This is a genomic window from Fundidesulfovibrio soli (assembly GCF_022808695.1).
Taxonomy (GTDB): Bacteria; Desulfobacterota; Desulfovibrionia; order Desulfovibrionales; family Desulfovibrionaceae; genus Fundidesulfovibrio; species Fundidesulfovibrio soli.
The window spans coordinates 401,152-417,731 of the sequence record NZ_JAKZKW010000001.1 but is presented as its reverse complement, the minus strand read 5'-3'; the positions used below and the strand labels follow the sequence as shown (position 1 = coordinate 417,731).

Genomic DNA, 16,580 nt, shown 5'->3' with positions numbered 1-16,580 from the left:
TTGTGGCGGGAGGGTAGTTAAAAATGCCCGGGCAGTAAAGGGCGGTCGGTCAGCGCGCCGCCAGTTGCCGCAGCCCTCTGTAATGGCCTGCCTCGAAGTGGCCCGGGCGGCTGCCCGGCAAGAAAAAGCCCCGCGCTCCTGGGAGCGCGGGGCCGTGATCGCTGTGCTGACCTGGGATTACCAGGGGCGGCGGTTGGAACGATCGCCGTAGGAGGGGCGGGGGGCGCGCTCCTGGGCTTCGTTGATCTTCAGGGTGCGACCGCCGAAGCTCTGGCCGTCGAGGGCCTCGATGGCGGCCACAGCGCCTTCGTCGTTCATCTCGACGAAGCCGAAGCCGCGCAGGCGGCCGGTTTCGCGGTCTGTGATCAGGGCAACCGAGAGAACCTCGCCGTAGGGGGAGAAGTGGGCGCGGACGGAGTCCTCAGTGGTGGAAAAGGGAAGGTTGCCGACGTAAAGTTTCTTGGACATGTGCGATACGCTCCAATTAAGTGTTGGCATTCATTCTCATCAGACCAGGAGCGAAGCACATGCTAAGACCCAACCTCAATGATGACCGATGCCTGAATTAGATTTAAGTTATACCATTCTTGCGAACAAGTCAACATCCGTCATTGATTAATAAGTTCATAAGATTCCATTCGATCTAAATAGCTGAGGATATGAGCAGAAAAAAAACGGGGAGGCACAGGCCTCCCCGGTTTTGAGGGCGTCTGACGAACCCGGGCTAGGCCTGGGCCAGCTTCTTACGTATGCGGTCGATGCAGCTTTCCGCGGTGAAGCCGTATTCCTGGGCCAGGCGCTCGGCCGGAGCGGAGTGGCCGAAGTGGGAGAGCCCGATGACCAGGCTGTCCAGGCCCACGTATTTGTACCACAGTTCGGGGCGTCCGGCTTCGATGGCCACGCGCGCGGTGCACTGCCTGGGCAGGACGGCCTGCTTGTACTCGTCGGGCTGCTCGTCGAAGAGTTCCATCGAGGGCATGCTCACCACGCGCACCTTGCGCTCGGTGAGTTCCTTGGCGGCGGCCAGGGCCAGGTGCACTTCGGAGCCGGAGGCCAGGATGATCAGGTCAGGCTCGCCGCCGGGGGCGTCCAGCAGCACGTAGCCGCCCTTCCTGGCGCCGTCCGTGACTGCCGGAAGCTGGGCAGGGTCGAACACGGGCAGGTTCTGGCGGGTGAGCAGCAGGCTGCTGGGGCGCGTGGTCTGGGTCAGGGCGGTCTCCAGGCAGAGGGCGGTCTCGATGGCCTCGGCGGGGCGCAGCACCAGCATGTTGGGGATCAGCCGCAGCGAGCTGACATGCTCGATGGGCTGGTGGGTGGGGCCGTCCTCGCCGACCCAGAAGGAGTCGTGGGTGAAGACGTGCAGCACCGGCAGCTGCTGCAGGGCGGACATGCGCAGCGCGCTGCGCTCATAGTCGGAGAACATCAGGAAGGTCGCACCAAAGGGAACCAGCCCGCCGTGCAGGGCGATGCCGTTGCAGATGGCGCCCATGGGAAACTCGCGCACGCCGAAGGGCAGGTTGCGGCCCAGGGGAGTGGATGTGTTGAAGTCGCCCGTGGTCTCACGGAACTTCATGGTCTGGTTGGAGGGGTCCAGGTCGGCGGAGCCGCCCACCAGGATGGGCAGCTGCTCGATCAGGGCGTACAGGCACTTGCCCCAGGCGGAGCGGGTGGCAACCTTGCTGCCCGGCTCGAAGGCGGGCCAGGCGAAACCGCGGTTGCCGGGGGAGCGTTTGGTGATGCGCCAGAGGTCCTGGAAGGCCTCGTCGGCGTCGAGCTTCTTCTCGAAGGTCTTGGTCCATTCCGCGGCGGCGGCGCGCAGGGCGGGGAAGCGCGTGCGGAAGTGCTCCACGGCCTCCTCGGGCAGGTAGAAATCCTTGTCGTCGGGCAGGCCCAGCTTGCGCTTGGTGGCCGCGATCTCCTCGGCGGGCAGGGGAGCGCCGTGGGTCTCGAAGTCGCCCTCGCGGCTGGCAGTGCCCTTGGCCATGGTGGTGTGCCCGATGATCAGCGTGGGGCAGCTTGAGTCGAGCTGGGCCTGCATCACGGCTTTGCGGATGGCTTCATGGTCGTGGCCGTCCACGTCGATCACGCTCCAGCAGAAGCCCTCGAAGATCTTGCGGTAGTCGGTGCAGTCGCAACGGGTGGTGGGGCCGGCCAACTGCACCTTGTTGGAATCGTAGAAGACGATGAGCTTACCCAGCTTCCACAGTCCGGCCAGGGAGGCCGCGCCCAGGCAAACGGGCTCCTGCAGGTCGCCGTCGGAGGCCAGCACGTAGGTGTAGTGGCTGCAGATCTCCTCGCCCATGCGCGCGCGCAGCATGGCCTCGGCGGTGGCCATGCCCACGGCCATGGCCAGGCCCTGGCCCAGGGGGCCGGTGGTGGCCTCCACGCCGGGGGTCATGTGCTGCTCGGGGTGGCCGGGCGTGCGGGAGCCGAACTGGCGGAAGTGCTTGAGGTCGTCAACGGTGAGCACGCCGGCCAGGGTCAGCAGGCTGTAGAGCAGGGTGGACTCGTGTCCGGCGGAGAGCACGAAGCGGTCGCGGTTGAACCACTTGGGGTCGTCGGGGGAGTACTTCAGGAAATCCTTGAACAGGACGTAGGCGAAGTCGGCGGAGGACATGGCCCCGCCGGGGTGGCCGGAGTTGGCCTTGCGCACGGCGTCCATGACGAGGCCCTTGATCACGTTGACCGTCAACCGGTCCTTCTCGGCAAGCGCGGACATATGCGGTTCCTTGTTGTGATTAAAGAGAATCGAAGAGGTCGATGCGGCGCTGGTGGCGTCCGCCCTCGAACTCGGTCTTGATGAAGGTTTCCAGGACGGATTCGGCCAGGCCCGCGCCCATCCAGCGCTCGCCAAGGCAGAGCACGTTGGCGTTGTTGTGCAGGCGCGTCATGCGGGCCATGTACTCGTTGGCGCACAGCGCGGCGCGGATGCCCGCGCGGCGGTTGGCAGCCATGGACATGCCGAGCCCGGTGCCGCAGATGAGCACGCCCAGGCACTTGTCGGCCAGGACGCGGCTGCAGAGCTTTTCGGCGAAGAGGGGGTAGTCGCAGCTCTGGAGGCTGTCGCAGCCCACGTCCACGACCTGCACCCCGAGTTTGGAGGCGAAAGCCTTGAGTTGTTCCTTGAGGGCGAAGCCCGCGTGGTCGGAGCCGAAGATGACGGGTGTGCTCATGGCTGATATCCGTGACTGGTTTGCGCCAGGGGCGCGCTGTGTCCGATCCCCGGGGCGGGGCCTCCGGGATGGCGGTCCGTACTGGCCTTGGCCGACCGTGCGGACCTGGGCCGGAAAAATCCTAGGGGATGTCCGGCGTCTGGAAGTCGCCTTCGCGGTCCAGGGGGATGTGGCGCGCCTGGGGCGGTGGGGTGAGTTCCAGAGACTGCAAGGGCATGGGCTCCGCGCTCAGTTCCAGCTTCTTGACGCGCAGGACGGCCTGAACGCCCCCCGGCGTGGTCAGCGTGATGAGCTGGGCCATGGGGGGCCGCCCGGCCTGAGAGGGCGCGAAATCGGCGAGCTCGACGTTCCAGGGTTCCACGCCCCGGCCGGTGAGATGAATGGGTTTTCCCTCGAAGTCAAGGGTGAGGGCGGCCACCGGCGAGGAGGCCGGGAAGGAGTAAACGAAACCGTTGGGGATTTTTTTCACGCTCGAATAGTTGGGCGGCAGTATCAGCCCGAAGCTGCCCACGCTGACGGCGGCCAGCTCCTTCATGCCGAACGGGAAGGGCATCCCCAGGCGGGAGAGGGCCGCCTTGGTGCTCGTGTGGGTGAAGGCCTGATTGGCGGACGGATACACCGCCAGCCAGCCTTGCGCGTCCTCCCGCCACATGGAGAACACCTGCCCCATGCCGGTTGAGAGGTCCAGGCGCAGGGGCCTGTCCAGGTTGCCCCAGAAGCGCGCCAGCAGGCGGGCAGACTTCTTGGACGACTGCAGGGAGAGGCTGGCCGTGAGCGTGAACGACTTGGCCTGAGCCCCCCCGGCCATGAGCTGGGCCCAGAGGGCCTGGGGCTGCGGGCCTTCGCCCGCCCCGGTAGCCGTCGGCTTGGGCGCGCAGCCGCTCAGGGCGGCCAGGCACAGCGCGGCCAGAAGCAGGGCGCGCCAGGCGTTGGCGGCGCTGCGGATCATTTCAGGCCGTCCAGCTTGCGTTTGATCTCGTTGGCGTTGGAGGGCTTCATCTCCAGCGACTTCTTGTATCCGGCCTGGGCCTGCTTGCGGTTGCCCATGGCGGCGGCGATATCGCCGTAGTGCTCGTAGATGGCCGGGTCCTCGACGGTCTTGGATACGGCGCGCTGGATTTCGGCCCAGGCCTGCTTGTTGTCGCCGCGCTTGAAGTGCACCCAGGCCAGGGTGTCGATGTAGTAGGGGTTGTCGGGGCTCACCACCAGGGCCCGGGTGATCAGGTCCAGGGCGCGGTCCAGGTCGCGGCCCTGCTCGGCCAGGGCGTAGGCCACGAAGTTCAGGGCGTCGGGGTTTCCGGGGGCTTGGGCCAGCACCTTCTCCATCATGTCCAGGGCCTCGTCCTGGCGCTTCAGGCGCTCCAGGGAGACGGCGTAGCGGTACACGGCGTCGGCGTTGCCGGGGAAGGCGCGCACGGTGTCGGCGTAGGCGGCCGAGGCCTTCTCCAGGTCGCCCTGCTTGTCGTAGAGCACGGCCTCCAGGAAGCGGTACTCGATGCGGTCGGGAAAGAGCTGCCTGCCTTCCTGAATGAGGGGCTTGGCCCGTTCGAACTGCGTGGCGTCGATGGCCAGTTGGATACGGGTGCTCAGGGCCTTGTCGTAGAGCTTGTTGTCCTTGGGGATGCGGGAGAGCAGCTCGAAGGCCTTGTCCAGGTTGTTCTCCTTCTCCACGGCCAGCATGGCCTGGATGAACAGAACGTCCGGGTTGTCGGGCTGGTCCTGAGAGAGTTTGTCCAGCACCTGGGCCGCGGCGTTCTGATAGCCCGCGTCCACGAATATGCCCATGACCTCGAAGAGGAAGGAGCGGTCGTTGGGGGCTTTCTCAAGCAGAGCCAGGGCCTTGTCGGGCTTCTTCTGCTTCAGCGCCAGGCGGATGAGCCTGATCCAGAGTTCGGGGCTGTCCTCGCCCAGGTCGAGGATGCGGCGGTAGGCCTCCTCGGCCTGCTTGAAGTCGCCCGCTTTCTCGTACTGGAAGGCCAGCTCGGACCACGCGGCCATCTGGTTGGGGTCCTCGCGCAGGGCTTGGCGGAGCTTCTCGGTGGCCTGCTTCTGCTTGCCCATGGCGTTGTAGGCCTTGGACTCGTAGTAGGCCATGGCCGGGGTGCGGCGCTCCTTGGGGAGGGAGGCCATGAAGTCCAGGGCTTCCTGGTTCTTTCCCGCCCCGACCATGATGGAGGCCAGCTCCTGGCTGGCGGTCTGGTCCTTGGGGTGCGCGGCCAGATACTTGCGCAGCACGGCCATGGCCTCGTCGTAGCGTCGCTGCAGCAGGAAGGAGTTGGCCATGTAGAAGTGGAGGGTCTTGTCCTCCGGGTAGACGGCCAGGCCGCGCTCCAGCACCTCGCGCGTCTTGTCGGGCTGGGCCATGCCCCAATAGATGTTGGCCAGGTCGCGGTAGAGTTCCGGGGTGGGCGCGAGCTCAATGATCTTCTCCAGCACGGCAGCCCCCTGCTGGGGTTGCCCCTTGCGGGAGAGATCCTGGTAGATGAGGAAATAGTAGTCCGCGGCGGCCTGGGGGGAGAGGCCCCTCTCGGTCACGTCAGCGGGCGCGGGTTTCTTCGGGGCGCAGGCGGCAAGGCCGAGCGCCAGGGCGATGACGAAGGCGTATCTGAACATGGGGGCTTCACTCTTCTTTGCGGATCCACTCTGCCGAGAAGTCGCCTATGCGCTTGACGAAGTGGCTGCGGATCTTTTCGAGCAGTCTGGTCTCGATCTGGCGCACCCGCTCGCGGGTGATGCCGTACTTGTTGCCGATTTCGCGCAGGGTCACCGGGGAGTCGGAAAGGATGCGCTGCTCCAGCAGGTCGCGCTCCTTGTCGGAGAGTTCCGGGATGATGCTCTGCAGGTGTTTCTCCACCAAGCCCGCGATCTCGTCCTTGGCGAGCATGTCCTCGATGCCGGGGGTGAGCGCGGGCAGGTAGTCCAGCCGGGTGGAGGTGGAATCGTCGCCCAGGGTGATGTCCAGCGAGAGGTCGTTGCGGGCCATGCGCTGGTCCATCTCCAGCACGTCGGCCTCGGAGACGTTGAGGCTCTTTGAGATGTTGCTCGCCGACGGGTCGAAGCCCTGCGAGGTCAGGCGCTGGCGTTCCTTGTTCAGGTTGTAGAACAGGGTGCGCTGGGCCTGGGTGGTGCCGATGCGCACGAGCCGCCAGTTGTCCATGATGTATTTAAGGATGTAGGCCTTGATCCAGTAGGCGGCGTAGTAGGAGAACTTGATGCCCTTCTCGGGGTCGAACTTCTTCACCGCCCGCATGAGCCCCACGTTGCCCTCCTGGATGAGGTCCGCCACGTTCTGGGCCCAGCGGCGCTGGAAGTCCATGGCGATCTTCACCACCAGGCGCAGGTGCGAGGTGACCAGGCGGAAGGCCGCCTTCTGGTCACCCTCGTCGCGCACGCGGCGGGCAAGCTCGAACTCCTCGTCGGGCTTGAGCATGGGGAACTTGCTGATCTCGCGCAGGTAGGCGTGCAGGTTGTCCCGGGAGGCGGCGGGCACATGCTGCACCTTCAACGCGGGGAGGTTGGCCTCCTCGTCGAGGCCGGCCTCTGCGACGAGGGCGGCATCGTCGTCGTCGGGGGAGTCTTCCGTTTCGGGCGAATAAAGGTCGTGCTCCGAAGAAACCTCTTCGGCGTCCGCAGGAAGGAGTTCTGGCTCCTCGGGCTGGTTCGTGCTGTTGCTCATGTACTTGTCCAAGTGGCGTAAAACGCTGGAAGGTATTATCCATACGCTTTTCATTTGCCGGATTCAACGATTTTCAGTACGAGAACGTGGCTCGGACCCCCAAGGAGGATGACTGGTGGCGGATTTTCGCAAAGCGCTGTCGGACGGCGGCATCATAGTTTTCGACGGTGCCATGGGCACGTTGCTTCAGGCCAGGGGGTTGCCCCCGGGTGCATCCCCTGAACTGTGGGGCCTCGACAACCCGGGCATGGTCCGCGCCGTCCACGAGGACTACCTCCGCGCCGGCGCCCGCGTTGTGACCTCCAACACCTTCGGCGGCACCCGCTTCAAGCTCCCCCCCGGCACGGACATCCGCCGCGTGAGCCGCGAAATGGCCCTTGTGGCCAGGCAGGCCGCTGGCGACGCCAACTTCGTGGCGGGAAGCGTGGGCCCCACCGGCCACTTCATCGAACCTCTGGGCACCGTGACCATGCGTGAGATGGTGGCTGCTTTCGCCGAGCAGATCAGGGGCCTCGTGGAAGGCGGGGCGGATCTTATCATCGCCGAGACCCACTTCGACCTGGCCGAGGCCAAGGCCGTGGTGCTGGCCACGCGCGAGGTCTGCGACCTACCCGTGGCCGTGCTCATGACCTTCGAGCCGGCCGGCTCCCTCACCGGGACGCCTTCGTCCGTTTTCGCCGACACCATGCAGAACCTCGGGGTGGACCTGCTCGGCGTCAACTGCGGACTGGGCCCCGAGCAGATGGTCCAGGTGGCCAAGGATTTCCTGCCCCGCATCGACACGCCGTTCTTCATCAAGCCCAACGCCGGGCTGCCGCGCCTGGAAAACGGCGTGACCGTCTACCCCATGGGTCCCGACGAGTTCGCCGATCACATGGTTCCCTTCCTTGATATGGGCGCCAAGTGCGTTTCGGGTTGCTGCGGCACCACGCCCGCGCACATCCAGGCCCTGGCCAGGCTGGCCGAAGGCCGCGCCTGGAGCAGGCCCGAGCCCGCCGAGGGCCGCCCGCTGGTGGTCACCTCCCGCTCGCGCTCCGTGTGCATCGGGGTTGGGCTGCCCGCCGTGTGCATCGGCGAGCGCATCAACCCCACGGGCAAGAAGGTCCTCACCGAGGAGCTGCAGGCCGGGGAGTTCACCGAGGCCCTGCGCCTTGCCGAAGAGCAGGTGCAGGCCGGGGCCGGGCTGCTGGACGTGAACGTGGGCGCCCCCATGGTGAAAGAGGATGAACTGCTGCCCCGGCTGGTCAAACAGCTCTCCAGCCGCTTCCTTACCCCCCTGTGCCTGGACAGCACCAAGGCCGAAGCCCTGGTGGAGGGCCTGTGGTCCGTGCCCGGCTCCGCCCTGGTGAACTCCATCAGCGGCGAACCCGGCCGCATGGAGGAGCTCGGCCCCCTGTGCAAGCTGCACGGCGCGCCCTTCATCCTGCTGCCCCTGGCTGGCAAGAAGCTCCCGGTCACGGCCGCGGAGCGCATCGCGGCCATCGAGGCGTTGCTTACGAAATCCGACGCTCTGGGCATCCCGCGCAGGCTCGTGCTGGTGGACGCCCTTGCCCTGACGGTTTCCTCCAAGCCCGAGGCCGCCCGCCACTGCCTGGAGACCATCCGCCACTGCGCCAATGTGCTCAAGCTGCCCACGGTGCTGGGGCTTTCCAACATTTCCTTCGGCCTGCCCGCGCGCGAGCTGCTCAACTCCACGTTTCTGGCCATGTGCCTGGGCGCGGGAATGGGCGCGCACATCTCCAACCCGTCCACGCCGCTGCCGCGCGAGGTGGGCTTCGCCTCCGAGGTGCTTCTGGCGCGCGACCCGCAGGCCGGACGCTTCATCGAGGCCTGCTCCGGCTGGAAATACGGCGGGGGCGAGGGCGGTGTCACAGCCAAAAAGGCCGCCGTGGAGGTGAAGACCCTGCGCGAGGCCGTGGTGGCCGGGCGCAAGGCCCAGGTGCTCGAAATGGTGGAGGAGGCGCTTACCCGCGGGGAGGCTCCCGACGCCATCCTCAACCAGGAGCTCATCCCGGGCATCATGGACGTGGGCGTGCTCTACGAGCGCAAGGAGTACTTCCTGCCCCAGCTGCTCCTCTCCGCCGAGACCATGCAGGCCGGGTTCGCCCGCCTCAAGCCCCTGCTGGAGGCCGCGAACAAGGGGGCGGTACGGCCCAAGGTCGTGCTGGCCACCGTTGAGGGCGACATCCACGACATCGGCAAGAACATCGTGGGCCTGATGCTGGCCAACCACGGCTTCGACGTGCTGGACCTGGGCAAGGACGTGCCCGCCGCCCGGATCGTGGAGGCCGCCAGGGAGCAGGGGGCGCGCGTGATCGGCCTTTCCGCCCTGATGACCACCACCATGGTCCGCATGGAGGACACGGTGAAGCTGCTGCGCGAGAACGGCATGGATCAGAAGGTCTTCGTGGGCGGGGCCGTGGTCTCTGAGGCCTATGCCCGGTCCATCGGCGCTGACGGCTACGCCGCCGACGCCGTGGAGGCCGTGCGAGTCGCTAAACAGCTCATGGACGCCTAGGCCGAGACGTTATATATTTGGCCGGTCCGTCAACAATCCAACGAATCAATGGTTGCCATGTATAAATATTCATTCGCTTTTCTGCTGTGTGTCCTGCTGCTCGGCAGCTCCCTGGCCCAGGCCCAGAACAGGCCCGAAGCGCTGATCTCCAGCCAGGACATCATCAAGGCCGTCAGCCAGGCCAAAGGCAAGGTCGTGGTGGTGAACTTCTGGGCTTCCTGGTGCCCTCCATGCCGCCAGGAAATCCCCGACTTGATCGAGCTTCGCAAACGCATACCCGAGAACAAGCTGCTGCTCATCGGCGTGAGCATCGACCAGGACCCCGCCATGTTCTCCAAGTTCGCGTCCAAGGCCGGGTTCAACTACCCCGTCTATCTGGCAAAGGCCGATGTGCCCCAAGCCTTTTCGCTGCGCTCCATCCCGCGCACGATGGTGTATTCGCCCAAGGGCGAGATGGTCAAAGCCATCGAGGGTTTCGTCACCGGAGCCGAGCTGGAGAAAATGATCAACAAGCTGCTGGGCTCCTAGAATGGCGGAGTACTTCCTGCGCAAGGCGCGCATCGAGGACGTCAAGGCCATCCACGCCCTGCTGATGGATTCCGCGCGCGGCGAACTGCTTCTGCCGCGCTCCTTCACCCAGCTGTACTCCCACCTGCGTGACTTCTACGTCCTGGCCTCGCGCGAGGGCAAGGAGGTCAAGGGGTGTTGCGCGCTCTCGCTGTGCTGGGAGAATCTGGCCGAGATTCGCTCCCTGGTGGTCCACAAGGACCTGCAGAAGCAGGGCTGGGGCCGCAAGCTGGTGGAAGCCTGCCTCTCCGAGGCGGTGACCCTGGGCGTGTACAAGGTGTTCACGCTCACCTACCAGAGCGAGTTCTTCAGCAAGATGGGCTTCGAGGTGGTCAGCAAGGACGAGCTGCCCCAGAAGGTCTGGGCGGACTGCATCCATTGCCCCAAATTCCCCGAGTGCGACGAAATAGCCATGAAGATGGAGCTGTAGGCGGTGTACGAGAACCTGATCCCCGTCATCACGCGCGAGGCCATCGCCAGCCGCGTGGAGGAGCTTGGCGCCGCAATCTCCGCCGAATATGCCGGGAAGGACCTCCTTGTGGTGGGCGTGCTCAAGGGCGCGTTCATGTTCCTCTCGGATGTTGTGCGCAGCCTGACCGTTCCCGCACGTGTGGATTTCGTGCGCCTGGCCAGTTACGGCTGCAAGAACTCCCCGGGGGAGCTCAAGTTCCTGCAGGACCTGGAGACGCCCGTGGAGGGCAAGCACATCCTGGTGGTGGAGGATATCGTGGATACGGGCCATTCGATGGCCCTGCTCCTGGATGTGTTGCGCGCCCGCAACCCCCTCTCGGTGAAGCTGTGCAGCCTTATCGACAAGGCCGAGCGGCGTCAGGCTCACGTGAAGGTTGACTTTTACGGATTCCGGCTGGCAAAGGGCTTTCTAGTGGGGTACGGCCTGGACTTTGCAGAAGACTACCGGTGTCTCCCGGCGGTCTATGAATTGCTCCAACCAAAAGGTTGCTGATGCCATGAAAGTCGAATGCCCGAACTGCCAGACGACGTACAACCTCCCCGACGAGCGGGTGGGGCAGGATGGCGCAACGGTCCGCTGCACGGTGTGCAAGCACAAGTTCCATGTGGACGCCCCCACGCCCGAAGATTTCCCCGGCTTCGGGGATACGGGCGCATCGCCCGTATGGCCCGTCCAGGGGGAGGACGAACCCGACGTCTCGAACGATTTCGCCAGCCATCTCGACGCTCAGCGCAAGAAAGATCCCTATGTCGACGCGGGGCTGCCGGGGGAAGACTTCACCTCGGCGGACTTCGCAACCATCGAATTCGGCAAGCAGGAGAAACCCGCTTCGGAAGGCCTCTCCCGCAAGTCGCTGATCCTGGCCATCCTCCTCGGCGTCGTGGTCCTGGGAGGGGCCGGGGCCACGGCCGCCTATTTCATGGAATTCTGGCCCTTCGCCAAGAAGACCCCGGCTTCAGCCATGGAGGGCGCTCCCCAGGCCGCCGATCAGTCCAAACAGCCCAAGAAGGAGCCCGCTCAGCAGCCGCAGGCCCCCAGCCATGTCGCCTCCCTCGTCATCGAGTCGAACCAGTACTACTTCACCGAGAATGAGAAGATCGGGAAGCTGTTCGTGATCGAAGGCAAGATCGTCAACAGGTCGCCCGTGGTGGTCGGCCAGGTGAAGATCGACGCCACGCTGCTCGACCCGGCGGACGCCCCTGTGCTGAGCAAGTCCATCACCGCCGGCCCCAAGGCCAGCAACTTCGAGCTCAAGACCATGCAGCAGGCCGACATGGAAGCGCGCCTGAACTCCGTGCAGGAGATCCTGCTCAACAACGGCAGCGTCAAGCCCGGGGAAGAGATTCCCTTCATGTTCGTGTTCCCCAACCCCCCGGCGAACCTGGGCAGCTTCTCCTTGACGGTCACCGATTACCAGGAGCTGGCGCCCCAGGCCGGCCAGCAGCCCTCCGACAAGAAGTAACCCGTGGCCAAGGCCCGCATCGTTTACGTCTGTTCCGCGTGCGGGGCATCGAGCCCCCGTTGGCGCGGGCAGTGCGATGGCTGCGGCGAATGGAACACCCTGGCCGAGAAGGCCGCCTCCCCGGCGCAGCCGCGCACGGCTGGCGCATCCCCGCTGTATTCAGACAAACCCGTCTCCCTTTCCGGCTTCAAGGCTGAAGCCGCGCCAGCCGCGCCCACCGGCATCCCTGACCTCGACCGGGTGCTGGGCAGCGGGATGCAGCCCGGCGCGGCCGTGCTCCTCGGCGGAGAGCCGGGCATAGGCAAGTCCACGCTGCTTCTTCAGCTGGCGGGGCAGGTGGCCTCCGCGAACCGCAAGGCGGTCTACGTTTCAGGCGAGGAATCCCTGGGTCAGCTGGCCGCACGGGCGCGCAGGCTGGGGCTTGACCATCCCGGCCTGCTGGCCGTGAGCACCACCAGCGCCTCCGACGCGGCCGCCGCCCTTGCGGAAGCCGACACCCCGGCCCTGGTGGTGGTGGACTCCGTGCAGACCATGGCCTCCTCCTACGCCGACGGCGTGCCCGGCAGCCCCGGGCAGGTGCGGGCCGTGGCTTCCGAGCTGGTGGACGCTGTGAAGCGCGGCAGCTCCACGCTGATCCTGGTGGGGCACGTCACCAAGGAGGGGCTCATCGCGGGGCCGAAAATCCTGGAGCACATGGTGGACACCGTGCTCTACCTGGAGGGCGACCGCCAGCACTTCTACCGCATCCTGCGCGTGTTCAAGAACCGCTTCGGCCCAACCGACGAGCTGATGGTGCTGGAGATGCTGGGCGACGGGCTTACCCCCGTGCCGGACCCGTCCACGTATTTTCTGGGCGAGCGCGACGCCACTGCCAGCGGCTCCGCTGTGGTCCTGGCGCTGGAGGGCAAGCGCCCCTTCGCCGTGGAAATGCAGGCGCTGGCCAGCAAATCCTACCTGGCCATGCCCCGGCGCACCGCCCTCGGGCTGGACCTGAACCGGCTCAACCTCCTGCTGGCGGTGCTGGAGAAACGCCTGGGCATCCAACTGGGCCAGTCCGACATTTACGCCAAGACGGGCGGCGGTTTGAAGCTGACCGATCCGGGGCTCGATCTGGGCCTTGTGGCGGCGGTGCTTTCCTCCTATTATGACAGGCCGCTGCCGCCGCGGGCCGTCTTCTGGGGGGAGGTCGACCTGAGCGGGCGCATCCGGCCCGTATCCGGTCATGACGCGCGGCTCAAGCAGGCCACGCGCCTGGGCTACGAACCCATTTTCCATCCCCCGGCCGAAGGGCGTGGCGTGGCCACCCTCAAGGATTTCCAGCGCGCCCTCTTCGGCGCGTGATTGTCCGGGCGAGCCGGACCCAAACCAAAACGGCGCCAAACAGATGACCCAGTCCGCTCTCAAACGCCCGCCCGGCAGGCCCCGCAGCGACGCCGCGAGGAAAGCCATCCTCGACGCCGCCAACAGCCTCCTGGAGGAGTCCGGCTACGCGAAGCTCTCCATGGAGGGCATCGCCGCCCGCGCCGGCGTGAGCAAGGCCACCATCTACCGCTGGTGGCCCACCAAGGGCGCGGTGGCCATGGAGGCCTTCCTCGGGGCCATCTCGCCGCGCATCGCGTTCCCGCACACCGAATCCGCCATCGCGGACGTCACCACGCAGATGCGCTCCCTGGTCCGCGCCTACCTGGGCGTGGACGGGCGCGTGGTCTGCGAGCTGATCGCCCTGGGCCAGTCCGAACCTGAGACCCTGGCCTCGTTCGTGGACGGCTACCTCAAGCCACGCCGCAACGCCGCCAAGGACGCGCTCCTGCGCGGGGTGAAGTCCGGTGAGATCCGGCCGGACCTGGACATGGACATGCTCGTGGACGCCCTCTACGGCCCCATCTTCAACAGGCTGCTGGTGCGCCACCTGCCGCTGGACGAGGATTACGCCGAAGGGGTGGCCCGCATCGTGTTCTCCGGAGCTGGCGCCAGCGCGCCCGCCTCTCGCTGAATTCCTCCGTATTATTCGAGGCTTTTCTCGCGGTTTGACGCCGATGGGAGGCGACGGATGCCGAGACTGTTGCTTGCGATCGTGCTGCTTGTTGCGTTCGCCCTGACTGCCCCATGTGCTTCTTCGGGGACCGAGGCGTCCGGGCCGGATGCCCTCACCCTTGCCCTCGAAGTGTTCAAGGGGGCGCGGGAGGATGCGCCCGGCGTCCTGAGGCTCGCGGAGGAGAAGGTGCTGCGCCGCCCGGGCGTGAAGGGGCGCACGGTGCTGCGGGCCGGTACCCGGCTGACGGCCTTCAACAGGGCGGACGTGCTCTCCGATGGACGGGCTTACGTGCTGCTGTTCATGGAGGCTGAAGACGCAGGGACGGACGTGCCCGGCGAAGGCGCATCCATGCTGGCGCTGTTCCGGGCTGGGGAATCCGAGCCGTTGGATGTGGTGGAGCTCAAGACGGACCAGTTCACCTCGCTCTCACGCCCCTTCATGACCTTCGGGGGCGGGCAGGCCTTCGTGGTGGCCAACTCCCATTTCAATTCCAATCAAGGCTACCAGGATGCGGCCCTGTTCCACATCCACAAGGAGCGCATCCGCAGGATCGCCACCGTTTTCACGCTCTCGGTGCGCGGCATGTGCCAGCGTTCGTTTGCCGAGAGCCTGAAATGGAGCTTCCCGCCCGATCCCGGCAGCCCGTATCCCCGTGTGCTGGCGGAGGTTACGCTGACAAAGGGCCCGGATACCGACGACGCCGTAGGATGCCCCAAGCCCAAGCGTGCCGCACCGCCCGCGACGTATTCCGACGAATACCGCTGGGACAGGGCCAGGGACCGCTTCGTGCTCGTGCGCGGGGGGCTGAGCGCGCTGGACGCCTTCAATCGCGACAAGTTCTGAGGCCGCCCGGCGGGTTGCTCAAGCCAGCGGAGAGACGCTGAACGGACCATTCCAGAGGGGTTTTCAAGGGGAGCTCCTCCCTTTGGCCGTCGGAGGATCCTCTCTGACCAGGCTCCGGTCTTGGCCTCTCCAGGGCCGGACTGTCCGCTGTATTAGAAGAACGTCAGCCATTCCGGCCCTGCAGAAGCCAAAACCGGACTTGTCACGGCTCACCGCGTCTGAAACGCGGCAAACAAACAGGGCAGCTCTCCTGAATTGCCTGTCGTCAGTCGAAAAAAAACGCCGGGCATCCGTGGGATGCCCGGCGTGATTGATCGTGTCGGTCGCGCGGGGAGCTAGGCCACGTCCCAGACGGCCCCGGCCGGGGTGTCCTTGACCTCCACGCCCATGGCGGCCAGTTCGTCGCGGATGCGGTCGGACTCGGCGAAGTTCTTGTCGGCGCGGGCCTGCTTGCGGGCGGCCAGCAGGGCTTCCACAGCTTCACCCCTGATGCCCTTGCGTCCGGCCTTGCTGTCACGCAGCTCAAGCAGGAACCCTGCGGGATCGCTGCCGAACACTCCAAGAATATTCGAGTATTCCTTGAAGTTCGAGCGGATGGACTCCAGCAGCTCCTTGCCGCCCTGGCTCTTGCGCAGGGCCTTGTCCTCCATGACGCGCCCGGCCAGGCGCACCATGCCGAACACGTGGCCGATGGCGGCGGCGGTGTTCAGGTCGTCCTCCATGGCCTGGCTGAACCCGGCGCGCAGGTTGGCGCATTCCTGGACCAGCTCCGCCGGGGCGGCCGCGCCGGACCACTTGGTCCCGGCCAGGGTCTCCTCGATCTGGGCCAGGGCGGAGTAGATGCGCTTGATGCCCTTTTCGGCCTCGTCCAGGGCCTCGGTGGAGTAGTCCAGCGGTGAGCGGTAGTGCGAGGAGATCAGGAAGAAGCGCAGCACCTCGGGCAGGCAGTAGCCGAAGATGTCGCGGATGGTGATGAAGTTGCCCAGCGATTTGGACATCTTCTCGGAGTTGATCTGCACGAAGCCGTTGTGCACCCAGTAGTTGGAGAACTCCTTGCCCGAGGCGGCCTCGGTCTGGGCGATCTCGTTCTCGTGGTGGGGGAAGACCAGGTCCTGCCCGCCGCCGTGGATGTCCAGGGGCAGGCCGAGCAGGTCCTCGCTCATGGCCGAGCATTCCAGGTGCCAGCCGGGGCGGCCGGGGCCCCAGGGGCTGTCCCAGGTGGGCTCGCCGGGCTTGGCGGCCTTCCAGAGAGCGAAATCCAGAGGATCCTTCTTCTCCTCGCCTGGGGCAACGCGGGCGCCCGCCTGCAGCTCCTCCAGGTTGCGCCCGGAGAGCTTGCCGTAGGGCTTGAAGGCCCGCACGCTGAAGTACACGTCGCCGGAGGGTGTGGCGTAGGCGTAGCCCGTCTCGATGAGGTGCTGGGCCAGCTTGATCATCTCGCCGATGTATTTGGTGGCGCGGGGTTCCATGTCGGCCCGGAGGATGCCCAGGCGGTCCATGTCCTCGTAGAAGGCGGCGATGTACTTCTCCGACACGGCTTCGGAAGTCGTCCCCTCCTGTTGGGCGCGCTTGATGATCTTGTCGTCGACGTCGGTGAAGTTGCGGGCGAAGCGCACGTCCAGGCCCGTGGAGCGCAGGTAGCGGACCATCACGTCGAAGACCACGGCCGAGCGGGCGTGGCCGATGTGGCAGTAGTCGTAGGCGGTGATGCCGCAGACATACATGGAGACCCGGCCTTCGTGCACGGGGGTGAAGGTCTGCTTGGAGCGCGTCAGGGTGTTGTAGAGCTGCATGTATGATCCTTGCTGGGCACGTTCGGGCAGGTTTCGTTGCA

At 65.9% G+C, this 16,580-nt stretch carries 15 protein-coding genes; 8 read left to right on the top strand and 7 right to left on the bottom strand.

The window, feature by feature from the left end:
• Nucleotides 1–177: 177 nt before the first annotated feature.
• The 6 genes from MLE18_RS01970 to MLE18_RS01945 form a co-directional block, all read right to left on the bottom strand.
• Nucleotides 178–468 (bottom strand): RNA recognition motif domain-containing protein, encoded by a 291-nt coding sequence (locus MLE18_RS01970; protein ID WP_243366861.1) that lies wholly within the window; start codon nt 466–468, stop codon nt 178–180.
• A 256-nt stretch (nt 469–724) separates the two neighbouring features.
• Nucleotides 725–2,719 (bottom strand): transketolase, encoded by a 1,995-nt coding sequence (gene tkt / locus MLE18_RS01965; protein WP_243366859.1) that lies wholly within the window; start codon nt 2,717–2,719, stop codon nt 725–727.
• A 19-nt stretch (nt 2,720–2,738) separates the two neighbouring features.
• Nucleotides 2,739–3,173, bottom strand: a complete 435-nt coding sequence (gene rpiB / locus MLE18_RS01960; protein WP_243366857.1) for a ribose 5-phosphate isomerase B — start codon at nt 3,171–3,173, stop codon at nt 2,739–2,741.
• 121 nt (nt 3,174–3,294) lie between these two features.
• Entirely contained in the window at nt 3,295–4,122 is an 828-nt protein-coding gene (locus tag MLE18_RS01955; protein WP_243366854.1) for a hypothetical protein, read from the bottom strand.
• Nucleotides 4,119–5,786 (bottom strand): tetratricopeptide repeat protein, encoded by a 1,668-nt coding sequence (locus MLE18_RS01950; protein WP_243366852.1) that lies wholly within the window; start codon nt 5,784–5,786, stop codon nt 4,119–4,121. Before MLE18_RS01950 ends, MLE18_RS01955 begins: the two co-directional genes overlap by 4 nt.
• Nucleotides 5,787–5,793: 7 nt before the next feature.
• Nucleotides 5,794–6,849, bottom strand: a complete 1,056-nt coding sequence (locus MLE18_RS01945; RefSeq protein ID WP_243366850.1) for a sigma-70 family RNA polymerase sigma factor — start codon at nt 6,847–6,849, stop codon at nt 5,794–5,796.
• A 115-nt stretch (nt 6,850–6,964) separates the two neighbouring features.
• Here MLE18_RS01945 and MLE18_RS01940 point away from each other — a divergent pair, with 115 nt between their 5' ends.
• The 8 genes from MLE18_RS01940 to MLE18_RS01905 are packed head-to-tail and all read left to right on the top strand — an operon-like array spanning nt 6,965 to nt 14,746.
• Nucleotides 6,965–9,367 carry a homocysteine S-methyltransferase family protein gene (locus tag MLE18_RS01940; protein ID WP_243366849.1) on the top strand — a complete coding sequence of 801 codons (2,403 nt, stop codon included), beginning with the start codon at nt 6,965–6,967 and terminating at the stop codon, nt 9,365–9,367.
• 57 nt (nt 9,368–9,424) lie between these two features.
• Nucleotides 9,425–9,895, top strand: a complete 471-nt coding sequence (locus tag MLE18_RS01935; RefSeq protein WP_243366848.1) for a TlpA family protein disulfide reductase — start codon at nt 9,425–9,427, stop codon at nt 9,893–9,895.
• A 1-nt stretch (nt 9,896) separates the two neighbouring features.
• Nucleotides 9,897–10,364, top strand: a complete 468-nt coding sequence (locus MLE18_RS01930) for an N-acetyltransferase (protein ID WP_243366847.1) — start codon at nt 9,897–9,899, stop codon at nt 10,362–10,364.
• Between the two features lie 3 nt (nt 10,365–10,367).
• A complete protein-coding gene (hpt, locus tag MLE18_RS01925; protein WP_243366846.1) occupies nt 10,368–10,898 on the top strand; it encodes a hypoxanthine phosphoribosyltransferase in 531 nt (176 codons plus the stop codon).
• Nucleotides 10,899–10,902: 4 nt separating this feature from the next.
• Entirely contained in the window at nt 10,903–11,868 is a 966-nt protein-coding gene (locus MLE18_RS01920) for a DUF3426 domain-containing protein (protein WP_243366845.1), read from the top strand.
• 3 nt (nt 11,869–11,871) lie between these two features.
• Nucleotides 11,872–13,209, top strand: a complete 1,338-nt coding sequence (radA, locus tag MLE18_RS01915; protein WP_243366844.1) for a DNA repair protein RadA — start codon at nt 11,872–11,874, stop codon at nt 13,207–13,209.
• 43 nt (nt 13,210–13,252) lie between these two features.
• Entirely contained in the window at nt 13,253–13,861 is a 609-nt protein-coding gene (locus tag MLE18_RS01910; protein ID WP_243366843.1) for a TetR/AcrR family transcriptional regulator, read from the top strand.
• A 57-nt stretch (nt 13,862–13,918) separates the two neighbouring features.
• Nucleotides 13,919–14,746, top strand: a complete 828-nt coding sequence (locus tag MLE18_RS01905; protein WP_243366841.1) for a hypothetical protein — start codon at nt 13,919–13,921, stop codon at nt 14,744–14,746.
• 335 nt (nt 14,747–15,081) lie between these two features.
• Here MLE18_RS01905 and cysS read toward each other — a convergent pair whose 3' ends face one another.
• Nucleotides 15,082–16,539 (bottom strand): cysteine--tRNA ligase, encoded by a 1,458-nt coding sequence (gene cysS / locus MLE18_RS01900; RefSeq protein WP_243366839.1) that lies wholly within the window; start codon nt 16,537–16,539, stop codon nt 15,082–15,084.
• Nucleotides 16,540–16,580 lie beyond the last annotated feature (41 nt).

Coding starts and splice junctions, on each gene's coding strand:
- MLE18_RS01920 (WP_243366845.1), top strand. CDS start 10,903: ATGAAAGTCGAATGCCCGAACTGCCAGACGACGTACAACCTCCCCGAC.
- MLE18_RS01935 (WP_243366848.1), top strand. CDS start 9,425: ATGTATAAATATTCATTCGCTTTTCTGCTGTGTGTCCTGCTGCTCGGC.
- MLE18_RS01950 (WP_243366852.1), bottom strand. CDS start 5,786: ATGTTCAGATACGCCTTCGTCATCGCCCTGGCGCTCGGCCTTGCCGCC.
- MLE18_RS01945 (WP_243366850.1), bottom strand. CDS start 6,849: ATGAGCAACAGCACGAACCAGCCCGAGGAGCCAGAACTCCTTCCTGCG.
- tkt (WP_243366859.1), bottom strand. CDS start 2,719: ATGTCCGCGCTTGCCGAGAAGGACCGGTTGACGGTCAACGTGATCAAG.
- MLE18_RS01910 (WP_243366843.1), top strand. CDS start 13,253: ATGACCCAGTCCGCTCTCAAACGCCCGCCCGGCAGGCCCCGCAGCGAC.
- MLE18_RS01930 (WP_243366847.1), top strand. CDS start 9,897: ATGGCGGAGTACTTCCTGCGCAAGGCGCGCATCGAGGACGTCAAGGCC.
- MLE18_RS01970 (WP_243366861.1), bottom strand. CDS start 468: ATGTCCAAGAAACTTTACGTCGGCAACCTTCCCTTTTCCACCACTGAG.
- MLE18_RS01905 (WP_243366841.1), top strand. CDS start 13,919: ATGCCGAGACTGTTGCTTGCGATCGTGCTGCTTGTTGCGTTCGCCCTG.
- rpiB (WP_243366857.1), bottom strand. CDS start 3,173: ATGAGCACACCCGTCATCTTCGGCTCCGACCACGCGGGCTTCGCCCTC.
- MLE18_RS01955 (WP_243366854.1), bottom strand. CDS start 4,122: ATGATCCGCAGCGCCGCCAACGCCTGGCGCGCCCTGCTTCTGGCCGCG.
- cysS (WP_243366839.1), bottom strand. CDS start 16,539: ATGCAGCTCTACAACACCCTGACGCGCTCCAAGCAGACCTTCACCCCC.